The 17,032-nt window shown below is 35.0% G+C and carries 17 protein-coding genes; 6 read left to right on the top strand and 11 right to left on the bottom strand.

Annotation, left to right across the window (positions count from 1 at the left end):
* Positions 1–252: 252 nt before the first annotated feature.
* The 6 genes from CDIMF43_RS02520 to celB form a co-directional block, all read right to left on the bottom strand.
* Positions 253–1,335 carry a DUF916 and DUF3324 domain-containing protein gene (locus CDIMF43_RS02520; protein ID WP_109842319.1) on the bottom strand — a complete coding sequence of 361 codons (1,083 nt, stop codon included), beginning with the start codon at positions 1,333–1,335 and terminating at the stop codon, positions 253–255.
* A 70-nt stretch (positions 1,336–1,405) separates the two neighbouring features.
* The gene (locus CDIMF43_RS02515; RefSeq protein WP_074402417.1) at positions 1,406–2,164 is read right to left on the bottom strand and encodes a WxL domain-containing protein; all 759 of its coding nucleotides are present in this window, start codon (positions 2,162–2,164) and stop codon (positions 1,406–1,408) included.
* A 25-nt stretch (positions 2,165–2,189) separates the two neighbouring features.
* Positions 2,190–2,978, bottom strand: coding sequence for a WxL domain-containing protein (locus CDIMF43_RS02510; protein WP_074402416.1), 789 nt, complete (start codon positions 2,976–2,978; stop codon positions 2,190–2,192).
* A 27-nt stretch (positions 2,979–3,005) separates the two neighbouring features.
* Positions 3,006–3,329, bottom strand: a complete 324-nt coding sequence (locus CDIMF43_RS02505; protein ID WP_109841111.1) for an LPXTG cell wall anchor domain-containing protein — start codon at positions 3,327–3,329, stop codon at positions 3,006–3,008.
* An 11-nt stretch (positions 3,330–3,340) separates the two neighbouring features.
* Positions 3,341–5,773, bottom strand: a complete 2,433-nt coding sequence (locus tag CDIMF43_RS02500; protein ID WP_109841110.1) for a lectin-like domain-containing protein — start codon at positions 5,771–5,773, stop codon at positions 3,341–3,343.
* A gap of 259 nt (positions 5,774–6,032) precedes the next feature.
* Positions 6,033–7,313, bottom strand: a complete 1,281-nt coding sequence (gene celB / locus CDIMF43_RS02495) for a PTS cellobiose transporter subunit IIC (protein WP_109841109.1) — start codon at positions 7,311–7,313, stop codon at positions 6,033–6,035.
* Between the two features lie 291 nt (positions 7,314–7,604).
* Between celB and CDIMF43_RS02490 the strand changes: the two genes are divergently transcribed.
* Entirely contained in the window at positions 7,605–9,128 is a 1,524-nt protein-coding gene (locus tag CDIMF43_RS02490) for an AMP-binding protein (protein WP_109841108.1), read from the top strand.
* Between the two features lie 39 nt (positions 9,129–9,167).
* On the opposite strand, the gene CDIMF43_RS02485 is transcribed toward CDIMF43_RS02490, so the two are convergent.
* The 5 genes from CDIMF43_RS02485 to CDIMF43_RS02465 all read right to left on the bottom strand — a co-directional run bounded on the left by CDIMF43_RS02485 (position 9,168) and on the right by CDIMF43_RS02465 (position 13,918).
* Positions 9,168–10,694 carry a flavocytochrome c gene (locus CDIMF43_RS02485; protein ID WP_109841107.1) on the bottom strand — a complete coding sequence of 509 codons (1,527 nt, stop codon included), beginning with the start codon at positions 10,692–10,694 and terminating at the stop codon, positions 9,168–9,170.
* Positions 10,695–10,921: 227 nt separating this feature from the next.
* Complete coding sequence (locus CDIMF43_RS02480; RefSeq protein ID WP_109841106.1) at positions 10,922–12,100, bottom strand: CynX/NimT family MFS transporter; 1,179 nt, start codon at positions 12,098–12,100, stop codon at positions 10,922–10,924.
* A gap of 132 nt (positions 12,101–12,232) precedes the next feature.
* Complete coding sequence (locus CDIMF43_RS02475) at positions 12,233–12,886, bottom strand: FadR/GntR family transcriptional regulator (protein WP_082985752.1); 654 nt, start codon at positions 12,884–12,886, stop codon at positions 12,233–12,235.
* 28 nt (positions 12,887–12,914) lie between these two features.
* Positions 12,915–13,439, bottom strand: coding sequence for a YehS family protein (locus tag CDIMF43_RS02470; RefSeq protein WP_109841105.1), 525 nt, complete (start codon positions 13,437–13,439; stop codon positions 12,915–12,917).
* Positions 13,440–13,591: 152 nt separating this feature from the next.
* Positions 13,592–13,918, bottom strand: coding sequence for an antibiotic biosynthesis monooxygenase (locus tag CDIMF43_RS02465; RefSeq protein WP_074402407.1), 327 nt, complete (start codon positions 13,916–13,918; stop codon positions 13,592–13,594).
* Between the two features lie 286 nt (positions 13,919–14,204).
* On the opposite strand from CDIMF43_RS02465, the gene CDIMF43_RS13865 reads away from it, so the two are divergent.
* From CDIMF43_RS13865 to CDIMF43_RS02450, 5 genes are all read left to right on the top strand, one after another.
* Positions 14,205–14,336 carry a hypothetical protein gene (locus CDIMF43_RS13865; protein ID WP_269845337.1) on the top strand — a complete coding sequence of 44 codons (132 nt, stop codon included), beginning with the start codon at positions 14,205–14,207 and terminating at the stop codon, positions 14,334–14,336.
* 66 nt (positions 14,337–14,402) lie between these two features.
* Complete coding sequence (locus tag CDIMF43_RS13860; RefSeq protein ID WP_255309274.1) at positions 14,403–14,525, top strand: hypothetical protein; 123 nt, start codon at positions 14,403–14,405, stop codon at positions 14,523–14,525.
* 202 nt (positions 14,526–14,727) lie between these two features.
* Positions 14,728–15,165, top strand: a complete 438-nt coding sequence (locus tag CDIMF43_RS02460) for a hypothetical protein (protein ID WP_109841104.1) — start codon at positions 14,728–14,730, stop codon at positions 15,163–15,165.
* Positions 15,166–15,172: 7 nt separating this feature from the next.
* On the top strand, positions 15,173–16,078 hold the full coding sequence (locus tag CDIMF43_RS02455) for an ABC transporter ATP-binding protein (protein WP_082985751.1): 906 nt from the start codon (positions 15,173–15,175) through the stop codon (positions 16,076–16,078).
* The gene (locus CDIMF43_RS02450) at positions 16,075–17,019 is read left to right on the top strand and encodes an ABC transporter permease subunit (protein WP_109841103.1); all 945 of its coding nucleotides are present in this window, start codon (positions 16,075–16,077) and stop codon (positions 17,017–17,019) included. The genes CDIMF43_RS02455 and CDIMF43_RS02450 overlap by 4 nt, the downstream gene beginning before the upstream one ends.
* Positions 17,020–17,032: the final 13 nt, after the last annotated feature.

Below are 17,032 nucleotides of genomic sequence, written 5' to 3'. Positions count from 1 at the left end.
CCTTTTAGACGATTCTTAAGAACAACGAATAAATATTCTCAAGTCAACTTAGCAGAGGGTGGGGGAAATACTCTTTTTTTTAGATTATTGGTAAAACTCTGTTTATGTTGGCAATTTTTGGTTCCAAATAGGCTGACTAAAAATTGACGATTTTTATTGATTACAACTAGCCATCTTTTAAATAAAATTAAAAGAAATTCAGCATATAATTCTACTATTTGTCCATCCATTTCCTTTCTCCCTTAACAACACTTATAGCTTCTTTTGTTGAGCTGTTTTTTTCTTTTTGCGTTTGATTCGGTTTCTTCTTTTGCGCTCTTCTTCTTTTTTTCGTTTACGCTTTAAAATAAGAATCACAATTAAAATGGAAAGAACAATTAAACCAATGCCAATCATAATATAAAGCCATGTATAATCTTTCTTTATAGTAACATCTTTAGCATTTAGTTTTTTTGCTTCATCTGCTTTGATAATAAAATTCTTTTTCCAATGCCAACGATCTGCTTTCGTAGTTGCTGTCAATTCTAGCGTGTATTCTCCTGCTTCTAGTCTTTCTCCTGCTAGTGAAATAGGAAAATCAAAATTAGAATTAGGCGCCATTTGCATTGCTTTTTTAGTGGTTTCATATAAAGCGGTTGTTTTTCCTTTTTGCGTTATTTTAGCTACAACATTTAACTGATTTAAATAGTTGGGTGTGCTATTTTGCAAGTTGGTATTGATTACATTTCGTGCATTCACTTGATCTGGAAAGACCTTATTTAATTTTAATTCTGGTTTAACTTGCGTGTTATTTTCATTTAGTACTAAAGCCACAACATATGCGTATTGATTTTGAATTGACAATCCTTTTGTTTCTGTATTATCGTTATTTTTTGTTTCTTTTTCTTGTAATGTGATACCGCCAGCTAAAATACCGTTAAATTCTTCTTTAGGAACAGTGATTGTTAAAGGCAGTTTAACTGAACTTTGCGCTGGGATTTTCACTTCTTTTTCGACTGAAACGACTTCGTTTAAATCATGTTTTAACGTCGAGTCTCTCTTAGTTTCAACGGGGCCATATTCAACCACTCCATTTAAATTAGTAGTAGCAGAATGTACTTTAGGTTCAACGATGACTTCATTTTCTGTATCATTTCGCAAGTTGATTTCAATCGTTTGTTCGCTATCTGGCTTCACTAATAAATCAAAATAGGTTTTAGTTTTATCTCGTTGGTTTTCTGGAATAAGCGGTTCTACCGCAAAATTCAACTCGGATGCTGAGACTGTTGTTAGATGTAAAAATGGAATAGTCAAAGCGATTATAAGTACTGTTAGTAATTGTTTACGTTTTATCATATTGGTCTCCTTTGTTAAGCATTTCAATAATGGAACAGCATCAATTTTCATTGATGCTGTTCCCTCTTTTTTATGATTCTGGTGTTTCACTATCATCAGGAACGTCTGTCAACGTCCATGTTAGTTTTGTTGAATACGTATCTGCCATTTTGGTTGTTTTACCTGGTACAAAAAGAGTAACACTCTCTGCTTTTGTTGCATCATCCCCAAAACGATAGACCCATGTCCCAGCACCTTCGCCTACTTTTGCAGCCATAATATCTTCAACGGCTCCGTTACCATTAGTAGTTAAATCAAAGGATCCTTTTACGATTGAAGGAACTGGTGAAGTTGATTCTGAAGCTGATTGACCATTTGTAAATGACATCATTGCTCCTGTTAATTCTTCGCCTTTAGTGGTTTTAAATTGACCATTTTGTTTTACTTGTAATTTCCATCCTTTTGCTCCACCACGGTTATCAGTTACTTGTGCATAATTTGGACGAGTTGATCCGTCTTTTAGTTCTTGAGGCGCGGCATTATAAATCATATCTTTACTTGTAATTTTATTTTCTCCAAAGTAGAAAGAAGAAGCAAAATCAATACTTAATGGTCCGTTTGTCCCTGGATTTGGGCCTTCTGGATCTGTTGGATCAATTGGCTCTACTGGATTTGTTGGATCTGTTGGATCAACTGGCGGAGTAATAGTGTCATCTGGAACGAATTTTACAACAGCGTTTGAATCATAGTTTGCTGGAATCTCTCCTGGTGCTGCTAAAGCGGTTACTGATGTTCCTACTAATGTTGCTAGTGCTAGTGCCGACGTGGTGATAAGTGTTGTTTTTTTCATTTTTTCATTTCCTCCGATGGATTAATTATTTTGTTGGTTCTGCTGGTGTTTCTGATCCGTTTTCTGGAATATCTGCTAACGTCCAGGTTAATTTAGTGTTATATTTAACAGCATCTTTTGGTGTTGCTCCTGGAACTTCTAATGTGATTGCTTTGTTTTTTTGAACAGCTTCGCCATTAATCGTCATTTCTTCCGTTGTTCCAAAACGATCTACCCATGTTCCAGCACCTGTTTTTGCTGCTGCGTTCATTACTGGAGATGCTGCTCCTGTTGGGTCTAACGTGATTGCTGAAGTAATTGGGGCAGTTACGTCTGTTACATTACTTACAGCTACACCGTCAACTAATGTTAAAACAGAACCTGTTAAAACTTTATTTTGAGTAGCTTGATTTGAAAATTGACCTTCTTGCTTCACAGTTAATGTCCAACCGCCATTTGTTCCGCGATTATCTGAAACTTGAACATAGTTTGGTCTAACGGTTCCATCTTTTAATTTTTGAGCATCTGCAAAATAGGTTTCGTCCTTATTCGTGATTTTATTTTTACCAAAAGTTAAGCTTGACGCATAGTCGATACTCAATGGACCACTTGTTCCTGGATTAGGACCTTCTGGATCGGTTGGATCGATTGGATCAACTGGGTTCGTTGGATCGGTTGGATCAACTGGGTTCGTTGGCTCATCATTAGGAATAAATTCCACTAGTCCGTTAGATTCGTATACGCCGCCGTGATCGCCATCAGCTGCTAAAGCTGTTGTTCCTCCGATTGATGCTAATAGTAAAGCTGATGTGGTCATTAATGTTGTTAATTTCATTTTTAGTTTCCTCCAAAGTATTCGTTCTTATTTTCTGAATTTTTTTATCGCTAAATAACTACTTAGTAGCATAAGACTACCGAATAAAATCGGTGATTTTTGATTATTTTCACCAGTTTGTGGCAATCGATTGTCTAAACCTGACCCGCCTTGACCAGTTGGTGGCTTCGTACTGGGTAATATACCAGACGGTTTTTCTTCCCCTGGATATTCATACTCACCATAAAATCCAATTTCGCCATTCGAGGTATAAGGTTGTTGGGTAGTCGACTCTGCAAAAGCCACTTCAATAGAACAGAAACTAGTGAGTAGAACAATTATTAAAAGTATCGCTTGTGCTTGCCTTTTCATCTAATTCCTCCCTATTGATTTGCCGGTGTATTTTGTAACATCCAATTGATGGTACCACTGTATGCTTCCGGGTATGCTTCACCTGGATGTATTTTCAAAGATAACCCATCCCCATTCGGTATCCAATTATCTGAAACATCGACTGCATTGTCATCTGGACTAGTTGTTTCAAAAATAACGGTCGCAGCAGAATTTATAATGGAGGTTTGTCCCTGCTTTGTATATTGCACAGCATTTGGCAGTACTTGATTCTCTGTACTTGTTAAGACTTTCTTCATCTTAGCTGTAATAGTCCAGCTCTTTTTATCTGCTCGTGTATCTTGAACCGTTAATTTGCCATCCATTGCTGTTAAAGGATACGTTTTTGTTTTTGATGAAATGGTCAAATCCTCACCAAAATCAATTTTAATGGGGGCAGAAATAAATTCTAATGCTCTTGTTTTATACTTGTAAATAACATTTGTAATTTCTCCGTCACGAAAAATACCCTTTTCATTTTCTGGAATTCCTACCAATAAATAATCTGGAAATTCTTTTCGTTCCGCTTGGTAGTCATCTCCACTGTAGCCTTTTAAATGGATGTCTTCGATAATTTTTTGATTGTTTTCATTTAGATACTGCACCACAACTTCTCCAGTTGGTTGTTCTAAAAGATGGATAATCACTGGATTTCCTTCTGCAATGTAATTGTCCCCTTTTGCTTTAAAGGTTGAAGTGAGGTCTTGGGGTCCTTTCACATCTTGATTTACTTGAACCCTAAAAACAATTTCTTGATGACGTTGAGTCTTGGTAAAAGTTGTTTTTGGAAATGAGATTGTCGAACCGTTAATTGTTAGTGCATTATCAGCAATTGGGACTCCATTAATCGTACTAGATCCCTGCTGATACGTAACTCCTTCAGGCAATGTTCCTGTTGAAACAACGTTTGTCCAATCTGCAATCCAATCTTCTTCCGATAGGTAACTATTTTTGATATGATATTCAATTACATCTCCTGCATTTGCTTCTTGCTCAGTTGTTGCAGTTGTGTTAGACGTGTTGTTTTTGATTGTCACTTCTTGAGTAGCGTCAATTTCTTGTGGCAATTCTGAAATGGCAATTGCATTTTGTGCATAAGAACTACCTGTTGAAGAGGTGAATCCCCAGTACACCGAATCTCCGCCAAACTCAGTTTGAGGGTTGATTGCAAATGTCACTTTATCTAAACCTTCTAATTGATAACTTAATTGATTCGTTTTACTATCCCAAGTCACAATAAAAGAACGCCAGGTTCCATTTGATAAATAATCTGTAGGGTACTGAATGTGTGAGTGTTCTCCTGTGTAATTATTATTATTGGTCTTAGGTTTTACCACAGCCACATGTCCCCGACCACCATTTTTATCAACTTCTCGGTCCATTCTATTGGAAGAACCATTATTATAGTAGGTATCAAATTCAATCGATAAACCGCGATGGACATAAGGTTTTCCTGAAGCTGAACTGTAAGCACCTAAGCCCATCCCGCCGCTTCCAATTACGCTATTCGGATTGGTTTCCATTCGCTCGTCATTTTGCAAAGTAAACGTAATTCCATCTGCTGCACTAGCTTGTGAGTCGCCTAAATAGACATAAGATTTCAGCGCGAAATTTTTGTTTAAATTCAATTTATTTTTTGACCAAATACTTCCTAATTGAGATTTTGCATCACTCATCTGAAGAATTGTTGGGTCAATAAATTTAGCTCCTGAACCAATTGGATCACGAAATTTTTCTTTAATAATCAAACGGTCTTCTGGTTTGTTGGTTTCAATCGAACGGGCGTTAGATACCGAGCGTGCGCTTAGATTCAAGTCAAATTGATTCATTAAGTCAGAGGATTCATCTGAATCAGCTGTTTTGGTGTCCGCTGGTGGGGGAACTATTTCTTCTGGATCGTCTTCTTTTTCAATAGTCGATTCATCTGAGCTTTGTTCTTCCTTTTCAACGATTATTTGTAAGCTGTTTGAAACAATTTCTTGCTGTTGGCTCGTCATTAAAGCTTGCAAAGAATAACTATTTGCTTCTACTGATTTAAAATTAAGCACAACCATCTGTGAAGTACTTGGGTTTGTCTCATCTTCAATCACGGGGACAATCGTCACTTCGCGAGTTGCATAATCAAATTTCACTACAGGGTTGTACGCCTGTTGATTCTCAGTTGATGGTTGATATTCTAAGCCATCTGGAATTTTTAATTTAATTTCTTCCTTAACTGTTGTTCCAAAGGTAAGTTGGACCGGAAAAATTTGATTTGTTTTCTGAAATGGGGTTGCTGTCAGCTGAATGAGTGACGGCTCTATGTCATTTTGTTCCGCTAGAATACCATTTTGATCATCATTGTTATTTAAATTAAATCCAATAATTATAAAACAGCTAAAAATAATGAACCAAATACTTAACCATTGACTTTTTTTAGGTATCATATTTTTCTCCTTTCTTTTTTAATTTCCAAATGATGTGTTATTGGATACACTGAATATACCATAGCCCCTTCTACTAATTTTTAGAAAAAATAATAAAAAACGACTAATTTTTAAAAAACTGTTTATTATATGTAATGAAAAGTATACCTAATAATTCTCGTTTTAAGGATAATCGCTCCTATACTATGTTCTCTTTTTTAAATAAAAAAACAGTACAACAACCTCAAGGCTGTTGTACTGTTTTTTGGTTCACTCGTTTTTACTTAGTAAAATCAACTTCTTTTAGATTGGTTCGGTCTACTAATTTTAAGAATGGAAACCAAATCATTCCCACAATCACAATATCTACTAACTGTAAGATGCCGCCTAAAATCGAGTTGGTGGCTAAAATCCCATTGATTACTATTGGAACAGTCCAAGGAACAGAGACTCCTGTTGGTGCTGGAACAATTCCTGCTGCCATTACTAAATAGTTAAATGTAGTAACGATTAACGGCGCAATTAGCCAAGGAATAAAGATAGCCGCGTTCAACACAATTGGCATCCCAAAAATAACAGGTTCGTTCACATTAAAGAGACCTGGGCCAAGTGCTAAGCGTCCGACATCTTTCAGTTGACGGCTCTTCATCGCAAAGGCCATTAAAATAACTACAATAAGCGTCATCCCAGAACCACCCATACCTACAGTAAAGATTTCCATAAAAGGTTTTGTAATGATATGGGGCAATGGCAACCCTGCTTTATAAGCCTCTAAATTATCCAACATCAATGTATTCCAAATCGGATCCATCACTGAGTTCACTAAAATTTGACCATGCAAACCGAAAAACCACAAAAATTGAACAAAAAACAAGGCAATTAAGGTTGCTGGCAATCCACTGCCTAAACCAACTAATGGTTTTTGAATCACTTCATAAACAACATCATGTAAATTCGTATTAAATAGACCAATCACACCTGCATTAAGTAATAAGAAAATAGTTAAAGTTAAAATAGCAGGAATCATTGCTGCAAAAGATTTGGCTACTGCTGGCGGAACGCCATCTGGCATTTTTATAACTAAGCCTTTTCTGACAAATTTTGTATAAATTTCAGTAGCAATAAAGGCTGCAATCATGCCAATAAACATCCCTTTGGCGCCTAGTCGATCTAAGGCTAATACGCCTTCTACTTGTTCTCCGTTTTCAAGAATTAAAAAAAACGGCGTTAAAATTAAAAAGGACGACAAGGCAACTGCGCCACCAAATATGGCTTCTACTTTGTAGTACTTGCTCAAATAATACCCAATTCCAAATGTAACGAAAATGGACATAATTCCCATTGTCGCGCTTTGACCATTGCTAAATAAATGATTCAGCGTCCCTTTTGTTGCATCATTAAAAAAAGGCAAGTTATTTAAAACGACCACAATTGAACCAAACATTGTAATTGGAAATGATAACATAAACGCATCTCGTAAAACTGTTAAATAGCGATTCTCGCCTAACTTAGCAGCAACCGGCATAATTTTTTCTCCTAATTTATCAATAAAACCATTCATCTTAGTTCCTCTTTTCATAGTTAGCCTTAGTATCAAAGTAGAGGCCCCTACGGTTTTGATAGCTAGACCAATTTCGTTGAAATCGATTACAAAAAGAATTGTATCACTCTTTATATATAAAGTATAGTCTTTTGTTTAAATAACTAAAATTTAGTAACTACCTGCCATTAAAATTAAAAAATGACGTGATTATGTCTATTTTTTTTAGTCTTATTCCAGAATCAATAGACATTCCTTAATGACGTGATATAATAACACCATCTAACTATAAAAGGAGTGTATTAACTTTTAATGATGAATAAATACGAACCACTGAACTTGTACACCAATTTTGCAAAGGCGGCTGAAAAGTTCCCAAACAAATCAATCTACTTTGATGAACCTTTAATTGCTTTTCCAGAGTTGCAATTAGAAACGACATACTTAGGGTGCAGAAATGCCATCATCGAGCGAGCAGCACAATTGCATCAATTGGGTGTTAAAAAAGCAGATAAAATCATTGTTTACAAATCTGCTAAATTTGATACTTACCTACTTGCTGTAGCAATCTCTTATCTTGGTGCAGTTCCTGTTATGGTCTCCCCACATTTACCTGCTGAAACAATCGATATCTTTGTGAACCGCTTAGATCAGCCTTGGCTTTTATTCGATAGTGAAACTAATCACAAAAGCAACAGCTTAAACAACTTGCCAGATGCTAAACTCATTGAGGTTGAACAACTAATCCTGAACGCTCATGCTCCGCAATGCCCGCAAGAGGAACTAGAAAAGGATGAAATTTCCTATATGACGCATACCTCAGGTACCACTGGGGTTCCAAAATTAATTGCCCATTCAGCAAATTCTATGGGTTGGCGCACAAAATGGCAAAAAAACATTTTCAGCATGATTCGTAAAAAAGAGTTGGTCGCTTTCCATATTTCGCCAGTTCACTCTCGTTTTAATATAGGCATCTCTTCTTTGATGGCAAAAGGGTTTCCTTTATTGCCAATTGCAAATCCAGCTAAAGAAAACGTTAGTCGTATTTTAACAGCCTATCAACCTAGAATTTTAGAAACACATCCAAATCATTTTGTTCAATGGGCTTCTTTAGCAAGAGAACAACCAGAAGTATTCGCTAGTATTAAGTTTTATCATTCAACTTTTGATGCGATTAACAAAGAAACTATGGCAACTTTCTTGCGGTGTTCTAACTCAAAATCACCTGTCTTCCTGCAAGTCTACGGACAAAGTGAATGCGGCCCAATGATTATGCGAGCAAATACTAAAAAATCTCTTAAAAAAACCGATGCTCGTGATATGGGAATCGGCATGCCTGGTTTAACAAAAGTAAGAATTGTGGATCAAGAAGGCAATCAAGTTGGTGCTAACGTTAGTGGAAATATCCAAATGTTTTCAAAAGGACGCGCCTTAACCTATTATAAGGAAGATGCTCGTTTTAAAGAAAATGTTTACGGAAAATGGTGGGACAGCGGGGATTATGGCTCTAAAGATCGTTTAGGTCGCTTGTCCCTTCATGATCGTCAAGTTGATCTAATTGCCACAATTGAAAGCTCGCTAGCAATCGAAGATAAACTGCTAGACGCTATGCCTTTCTTAGATGAAGTTGTCTTAATCCGTGGTGTTGACGGCAGTCCTCAACCGATTTTAGCTGTTAATGAAGACAAGGAAATGGATTGGGAGCAATGGTGGAAAAACGTCTCTGATTTGCCACATATTAACGAACCCATCATTATGAAGTATGAGGACCTACCAAGAACAGCAACAATGAAAATTCAACGTCTTGAAATGGAACGCTCGTTAAAAAACAACTAAAAAAAAGTGTTTGGCTAATGAACTAGCCAAACACTTTTTTTAGTTATTCGTATTTACAAATGCTGCTGATTGTTCGCCAGCTTGACGTCCGAAAATAATAATTTCGGCAACTGAATTTCCGCCAATTCGATTTTGACCATGTAAACCGCCAACTAGTTCGCCAGCTGCATATAATCCTTTAATTGGTGTTCCTTCTTGTGTTAACACTTCTGTATTTGGATTAATTTTCACACCACCCATTGTATAGTGAATGCCTGGTGCAATTTTTATAGCATAGAATGGTCCTTTTGAAAGATCGTGATCCATTCCTGTAGTACGACCATACATTGAGTCTGTTTTGGTAGCCACATCTTCATTCCATTTGGTCATTGTTGATTCTAATTTTTCACTTGGAACATTGATTTCTTTTGCTAAATCAGCAAGGGTTTTGCCTTCTTTTACAAACCCTTGTTGTTTGTATTGTTCAACTGCCTTAGCTCGTTCTGCAACACCTGCATCAAAAACCAAGTAAGCATATTTATCAGGTGTTTGGTTAATTGCTTGTGATACTTTATCGCGTGTATCTAATTCGTTAACAAATCGTTGGCCATCTGACGAAACTAAAATACCGCCTTCGCCACGAACTACTTCACCAATTAAATACGATTTCTCTTGTTGAACTGTCGGGTGAATTTGAATTTCGTTCATATCGACTGTGACGCCACCCAATTTTTGAATCATCTTGATTCCATCACCCGTACTGCCTTTTTGATTGGTTGTAACGTAATCTTTCAATTCTGGGTTGGTTTCTGAAATCATTTCCATGTTTGCTCCAAAACCACCTGTTGTCACAACAACAGCATCTGCTTTGATGGTTTTCTTTTCTTTTCCATCAAATGTGACTTCCACGCCGTTTACTTTTCCATCTTTTTCAGTGATGTTTGTAACGTCGGCATTTACAAATAATGGAATTTCTTGTTTTTGCACATTTTTAACAAGACCGTTCACTAAATATTGTCCTACTGCAGAACCATCTTCTGGTCGATGGGTACGTTTTTCTTTCATTCCACCTGTAATCGTAATATTGTTTAAACGAATTCCAATTGAATCTAACCAATCAATTGCTTCACCAGAATGATCAACAAAGTAGCGCAATAATTCTTTATCATTTGTGCCATGTCCACCAGCTAATGTTTCTTCATAGAACAGGTCATTATTGTCTTCAATACCTTGTTCTTTTTGGAATTTTGTTTCAGATGCATTCATGCCTGATGATGATTTCATTGTATTTCCACCAGCAATTGGCATTTTTTCAAGAATAACAGGATTCATTCCTTTTTCTTTTGCTTCTAAGGCTGCAGACATTCCTGCTCCACCAGAACCGACAATCACGATATCATAACTGTCTTTTAGTTTATCCAGTGCCGTATAACTCGTTTCAGATGCACCTGTTGTTGCTTCTGAAGTTTCTGCTTTTTCTTTTGAAGAATCTTTCTTGCTAACTTCTTTTTCTTTTCCTCCACAGCCAGCTAAAACGATAACTAGACCACACATCATAATCAACAACGTAACCAATTTCTTTTTCATGCTTTACCTCCAAATTTTATTTATAATTTGTGTCGTTTCTTCTATAAAAAGATTGTGAATTAACGAACAAAACATTCAATAACATTATAACAGGTTCAGCGGTTTAATTCAATAACAAATAGCTTTATGCGTTCATTCTATACATCTATCTAACTAAATAGTTTGTGCAATAATACACTTTTTAACAAAAAAAAATATTCTGAGTTTTTAAACTCAGAATAGCTTAATTAAAGATAACTTTTTTTCGAAGCACCTAGACCGACATAAAGTAAAACCAACGATAATGCTAATAAAACAAGTAACGAACTGTTCCATGAATGACTTACATCATGTAATAAACCAAATAGTAGTGGTCCACTTGCAGCTAGTAAATACCCTACAGATTGAGCCATCCCAGAGATTTGAGAAGCTTCAGCTGAACTTTTAGAACGTAAACTAAAAAACATCATTGATAAGCTAAAACAACAGCCTCCGCCAACACCTAATAAAATAACAGAAATGACAATAATTGGTAAACTCATAGTCACCATAATTCCTACTAATCCTATAAAAATAGTCCCTGCACCAATCCAAACGAGAATCGTTTGTTCCGCTAATCTGCCGGCTATAATTGAAACTAAAAAAGTAGCTGGAACTAAAAATAATTGCAACACGGTTAAGAGCCACCCTGTTAGCTCACCATCGATATTTTTTTGCAAAAACAGCTGTGGCATCCATGCAATTAACGTGTAAAAAATCAAAGATTGAATGCCCATAAATAAACTAATTTTCCAAGCCAATGACGATTTCATAAGACTTTTTTGTTTTGTGGTAGATAGCGATAGATTCATTTTCGTTGTAGAGTGAACTTGTGGCATCCAAAAAATCAAAGCTAACAGACTTAAAACAAGCCAAATCCTCAAAGATCCTTGCCAACCTAAATGCCATTTCGTCGCTAGTGGCAAGCTGATTCCTGACGCTAGTGCACCGCAAACATTCATCGTAACAGAGTAAATTCCTGTTATTAATCCAACTTTTTCTGGAAAGTCTCTTTTAATTAGACTTGGAATCAACACGTTACAATGGGCAATCGAAATGCCAATCAAAATCGTTCCAAAGTATAAGAAGAAAGATCCTGAAAATGAGCGAAGGAAAATGCCAATTGATAAACCAATCAGTGACAAAAATAACACTTTTTCAATGCCTATTTTCCGCTCACTAATTGGAGCTAAAATCGAACAAAGAGCAAAAGCTAGTAATGGAGTGGTTGAAATCATCCCTGCAGCAGCTGAATTCAGACCTAAATCGCTACTGATTGTTCCGATTAATGGTGCTACTGACGTAATTGGCGCTCTCAAAATTGTTGCAATGAATAAAATTCCAAGGCCTAAGAAAAAACCTTTTCGGGTTGTCGTTATCGTTTTCATAAAGTGCTCCTTTTTAAATGTAGGACATTTGAACAATATGACATTAACACGAATTGCTTCACTTTGTCAAGGGTAAAAAAAAAGCGATTGAATTTTCGATAGCGACCATTCAACAGCTTTGATTTTTAATTGTTAAAAGTGACTGATACAAGAGGCAATTTTTTCAGCTTCAATTGAGTCTTGGTTTTTAATTGCCAGAAAAAGATCTTGATGCAATTTTTCTGAGTCTGGAGAGTCTTTTTCTAAATCTTGATACATTTTTTCTAAAATCAGTTCATAAATATAGTTGGACATATAGCGATACAATTCATACATCACACCATTATGTGCGGCTTTTGCAATCTCCACATGAAATTCAATATCACTTTTTGCTTCTTCTTCAAGGGTTGCTTTTTTTTCATTACGCTTCTTCAATGCAGCAGCTATTTGTTCAACATCTGCTTCACTTCGATTTTTAGCAGCCAAAACGGCCAAGTCTTTCTCTAAAAAATGTCGCGCTTCTGCAATTTCTTTTGTTTCTGCTTTTTCTAAACGTGTGTACATATTGGCTTCAAATTTTCCTGCCGTCATTACATACGTGCCATCTCCGGGTTTTGAAGCAAGTACCCCTGATTGAGTAAGAGATTGTAAAGCTTCCCGCATTGTATTACGACTTACACCAAATTGCTCTGCCAAATGGGATTCCGGTGGAATTTTTGATCCAACTGGCCAACGTCCGCTCTCAATTTGACTTTCAATTTCGGTTGTAATTTGTTTAGCTAAAGAGATACGTGTGGGTTTTTTCAACGTCAGTTCCCCCTTTTATAGAATGTGTTTAAGCGCGATATCGCATCGTCAAACCCTTTAAGAAATTACGTGCGTAACGGTCGCCGCATTCTTTATAGTTGCGGTGTCCTTCTTTTCTAAGCACCGCACTTAATTCACTATTTGAAAGATAAACGCCTGCTTCATCTAAAATATCAAGGATATCATCACTCGTTAGAGAAAGTGCAATTTTCAATTTTTTAAAGAGCACATTATTTACACTACGTTGATCTTTAATCATAAATTCTTGTTTTTTAGGCGCTCCGGGTTTTGGTTCTTGTTTCCCTCTTTTTAAAACAATCAGACCATTTAAAAAAGATTCCAATGTTTGATTATCGCAAGCTAGTTCGTATTCATTGTCAGCAAATTCTTCTGTTTCTTCGCTGTTTGTTGTGGGCGTTTTGATTTTTGCTAGCATTTTTTGGACTGCTTCTTTTGTAACATCTAAATCACCTAGCTTAAAAATATCAACCATCTCTTGATCTTTAAGATCTAACGCATATCTTAATCGCACTAATATATCATTTTTATTCATAACTTCCTCCACTGCATTTAGTCTACTCTCTTGATTATAAGCTTTTCTGCCCGTTATTGCATTAATTAATTCTAAGTAGAGTCGCGGGCAAAAAAAATACAATGACTGCTTTATACAATCATTGTATCTCTAACGTCTATTTAACTAAGGGATTATTGAGCAAATTTTTGATCGTACTCTTTGATTTCATTGCTAATAATGCCGATATTTTTTGGTTTTTCATGACGCGTTTCTTCTGTTCGACCATGAGCCTTTTTGAAAGCTTCTGACTTCACCCATTCTTTTTGATCTGATTCTGTTTCCCAACGGCTTAATACAACTAGTTCATCAAATTCTCCCGTTGTTCTAGTTTGCAATAATTCCAAACCTAGAAACCCTTTTACGCCCTGGGTACTTACTTTCCCGTGACCCATGAATTTTTCAATCACTTTATCCGTTGCATCTTTTTCAGTTTGAATTGTATTCGTCACAATAAACATCTAGTTACCTCTTTCTAATTGAGAACTTTTCTCAATTATACAGAATGTTGGTGAAGGTTGTCAATCTTCAATTTATATTAAACATCTAATTAATAAATGCAGAAGATTCAAAAACCAACGAAACGGATTATAATTTTTATGAATAATAATAAAAAACACCTATTGACTATAGTTTATATAATATGGTATATTTTAACCACTTAACATAACGGTTGTATTTTAGATAAAAATAACATGCGCTTAACAAAATTTGTTGAGTATTACATCACTTTAAGGAGGAGCTGATATGGAAAAGTTTAAAATGAAAGAAATCAACATGCATGCTCAAAAAGAAGACTTTGAACTATTAGAAGATTCTTTAAATCCATCTTGGGGAATTGCTTGTAAAGGCGGTTCGTTCGATATTTGGTGTAACTAGGCATTTTGTAGAGAAAGGAAATCCTTTCTCTATTTTTCTATTACCTAAGAAACGGAGGATGTATTTATGATAGAAATTTTTCAAGAAGGCGATGAATTTATTGCATTTTTCCCAAAATCTTTACGTTCATTTAAAATAAATAAAGATATGAAAATATTAATTGATTCAATCTGGAGAACCCTCTTCTAATATATTATGTTATCTCACTATTTCAATTGTATCCATATTCATACATGAACTTTCGCATGCAGCAGTAGCTACTAAATTTTCCTTAGTCCCTTCAACAATGACTATCGCTCTTTATCTATACACTTCTCTTGTTGTCTACCTAAAAATACCTGGTCTGTACACTCTTTCTCCAAAAAAAAGAATTGCAGTCTGGGGGGCAGGGATGTTTATAAATAGTTTGATGGTCTCTGTAGCATTATGGGGTTATTTCTTCTTTAACTTTTCTATTTTTCTATTAATTGCCGCTTGTAATATCACTTTGATTATCATCAACCTATCACCTTTCTTACCGTTAGATGGATATTTTATAATGAGTACTATTTTTAAAGAAGTGAACTTGCGAAAAAAAATGTTAGATATATTCAAAAGTAAAAAACTGAAAAAATCTAATCTTTTTATTAATTTGTATCTGTTGATTTCCTTGATACTGATATTTGCTCTAGTTTCATCTCAAATCATTTGGTTAAGTAAACTAATTATAGTAGCATATGCAAAAAGTTCAAATTTATGGGAAATGCTTTATCAAATCCGCTTAATAATCATTGGCTTTTTTCTGCTTCTAAGTATCACTATTTTTCGAAAAAGAATAAAAAGAGAGTGAGGTCTTTATTATTTTAATATGTGAAAATGTAAGTAAGTCTATTCAAAAAAAAGATATTTTAAAAAATATTCAGTTTAAACTCCGCGAAAATGAAATTGTAGGATTAGTAGGTCCAAATGGGGCTGGGAAAACGACTTTAATGAAATTAATGGTTGGTCTTTCTAGTAGCAGTACTGGGTCAATAAGATTAAATGATTTTGATATTAAAAAAAATTTTTTAGATTTTATTAGTCAAGTAGGCGCAATTATTGAGGTTCCTATATTTTATCCTAGTATGACAGGCTTTCAATGCTTAAGCTATTATGGAAAGTTAAGGAATATTAACAAAAATAAAATTCTACAAGCTGTTAAGTTGGTTGGACTAGAGAATAACATACAGTCAAAAGTAAGAACTTATTCGTTAGGAATGAGACAACGTCTTGGTATTGCTCAAGCTATTATGAACCAACCTCAGTTGCTAATCTTGGATGAACCTTTCAATGGTCTGGATCCTCAAGGTGTCGATGAATTAAAAGATATTTTATTAACCACAAAGAATGCCGGCTCTACCGTTTTTATTTCGAGTCATACCCTTAGTGAATTAGAAATCATCTGTGATCGAATTATTTTTATGAATCATGGCGAAATCATTAAAGATGACTATCTTCACTCGCAGACGAGATGTGGATTAAAAATGTGTCTCATTACTTCAGATAACCTTACTGCTAAGAATTTAATCGAAAAAAACAATCCTACTATTAGATTAAAACGAAACAATCAACAACTCATTTTAGAACACTTAGTTGTGTCACAATTTACAGATATTTTAATTTTATTAAAAAATCACAACATTGAAATAATTAGCATGGAAGAAGCTAAAGAATCTTTACAGAAAACATTTCATTCTATTATTACTAAGGAGTCTGAAAAATGAATCATTTATTTGCCTATATTTCAGCCGAAAACTATAAATTTTTCAAATCCAATTTATGGAAAACATCTTTATTAATAGCTACTCTTCTCTCTCTATTCATGATAAGCGCCATTCAAAAAAATTCAAACTGGCAAGCTGATTTAGCAAAACGGAATAAAGACATAGAACTACAGTTAAATCAGACACCTCTTACATTAAAAAATTCTGTAACAGAAAATTATCTGATTCAAGAGTGGCAAGAAAATAATGCCTATTTAAACGAACAGGTGAAACCTGCCACAGAAGAAACGATTCAAGGTTATCTCAGCTCTGTTCTGTCTTTAAAAGGATTGGGTTTAATTTTAGTCGTATTTACTATTCTTTTTTCGGTAAACCTTGCTAAAGAGTTTGAAACTGGAACCATTAAATTTATGCTAATGAGTCCTTATACTAGAGTAAAATTAATCATCGGAAATTATTTGACTGTTTTACTCGTTTCGTTTTTATTTTTATTTGCAGTTTTAGTTGTTAATGGTCTTCTCTCTTTTGCTTTTATGTCTCCTTCTTCAACTACTCATTTTACCTCCCTCTATGGTGAAATAATTTCTAGTAGTACGTTAGCATTCATGTTCAAAAATATTTTATTGTCCCTCGTTTATTATTTTGTATATATTACATTCACTTTTATGTTGGCCAGTGTATTTAGATCCGTGATGTTAAGTTTGAGTGTCAGTTTATTATTTGCTTTGCTTGGTACACAAATCATGGGTTTAATTAGTGTCCATCCAAAGATTTTACAATTTTTATTACCCGCTATTGTCGACTTGACTAACTATCAAGGGGGAACTACTTTGATACAACAAAATAATTATTCGATTTTAACGTGTTTATCAATTATCACTATTTATATATCTGTATTTTTATGTATTTCAATTGTTTCTTTTAAATATAGAGATATTTAATTAATTCCACAAC

The sequence above is a fragment of the Carnobacterium divergens genome (assembly GCF_900258435.1).
Lineage (GTDB): Bacteria > Bacillota > Bacilli > Lactobacillales > Carnobacteriaceae > Carnobacterium > Carnobacterium divergens_A.
This window is presented reverse-complemented; position numbering and strand designations above follow the sequence as displayed.

Excerpts from the sequence above, each read along its gene's own strand:
- CDIMF43_RS02450 (WP_109841103.1), top strand. The coding sequence starts at position 16,075 with ATGAATCATTTATTTGCCTATATTTCAGCCGAAAACTATAAATTTTTC.
- CDIMF43_RS02510 (WP_074402416.1), bottom strand. The coding sequence starts at position 2,978 with ATGAAATTAACAACATTAATGACCACATCAGCTTTACTATTAGCATCA.
- CDIMF43_RS02480 (WP_109841106.1), bottom strand. The coding sequence starts at position 12,100 with ATGAAAACGATAACGACAACCCGAAAAGGTTTTTTCTTAGGCCTTGGA.
- CDIMF43_RS02505 (WP_109841111.1), bottom strand. The coding sequence starts at position 3,329 with ATGAAAAGGCAAGCACAAGCGATACTTTTAATAATTGTTCTACTCACT.
- CDIMF43_RS02470 (WP_109841105.1), bottom strand. The coding sequence starts at position 13,439 with ATGAATAAAAATGATATATTAGTGCGATTAAGATATGCGTTAGATCTT.
- CDIMF43_RS02500 (WP_109841110.1), bottom strand. The coding sequence starts at position 5,773 with ATGATACCTAAAAAAAGTCAATGGTTAAGTATTTGGTTCATTATTTTT.
- CDIMF43_RS02485 (WP_109841107.1), bottom strand. The coding sequence starts at position 10,694 with ATGAAAAAGAAATTGGTTACGTTGTTGATTATGATGTGTGGTCTAGTT.
- CDIMF43_RS02465 (WP_074402407.1), bottom strand. The coding sequence starts at position 13,918 with ATGTTTATTGTGACGAATACAATTCAAACTGAAAAAGATGCAACGGAT.
- CDIMF43_RS02460 (WP_109841104.1), top strand. The coding sequence starts at position 14,728 with ATGTTTATAAATAGTTTGATGGTCTCTGTAGCATTATGGGGTTATTTC.
- CDIMF43_RS13865 (WP_269845337.1), top strand. The coding sequence starts at position 14,205 with ATGGAAAAGTTTAAAATGAAAGAAATCAACATGCATGCTCAAAAAGAA.
- CDIMF43_RS02515 (WP_074402417.1), bottom strand. The coding sequence starts at position 2,164 with ATGAAAAAAACAACACTTATCACCACGTCGGCACTAGCACTAGCAACA.
- celB (WP_109841109.1), bottom strand. The coding sequence starts at position 7,313 with ATGAATGGTTTTATTGATAAATTAGGAGAAAAAATTATGCCGGTTGCT.
- CDIMF43_RS02490 (WP_109841108.1), top strand. The coding sequence starts at position 7,605 with ATGATGAATAAATACGAACCACTGAACTTGTACACCAATTTTGCAAAG.
- CDIMF43_RS13860 (WP_255309274.1), top strand. The coding sequence starts at position 14,403 with ATGATAGAAATTTTTCAAGAAGGCGATGAATTTATTGCATTTTTCCCA.
- CDIMF43_RS02520 (WP_109842319.1), bottom strand. The coding sequence starts at position 1,335 with ATGATAAAACGTAAACAATTACTAACAGTACTTATAATCGCTTTGACT.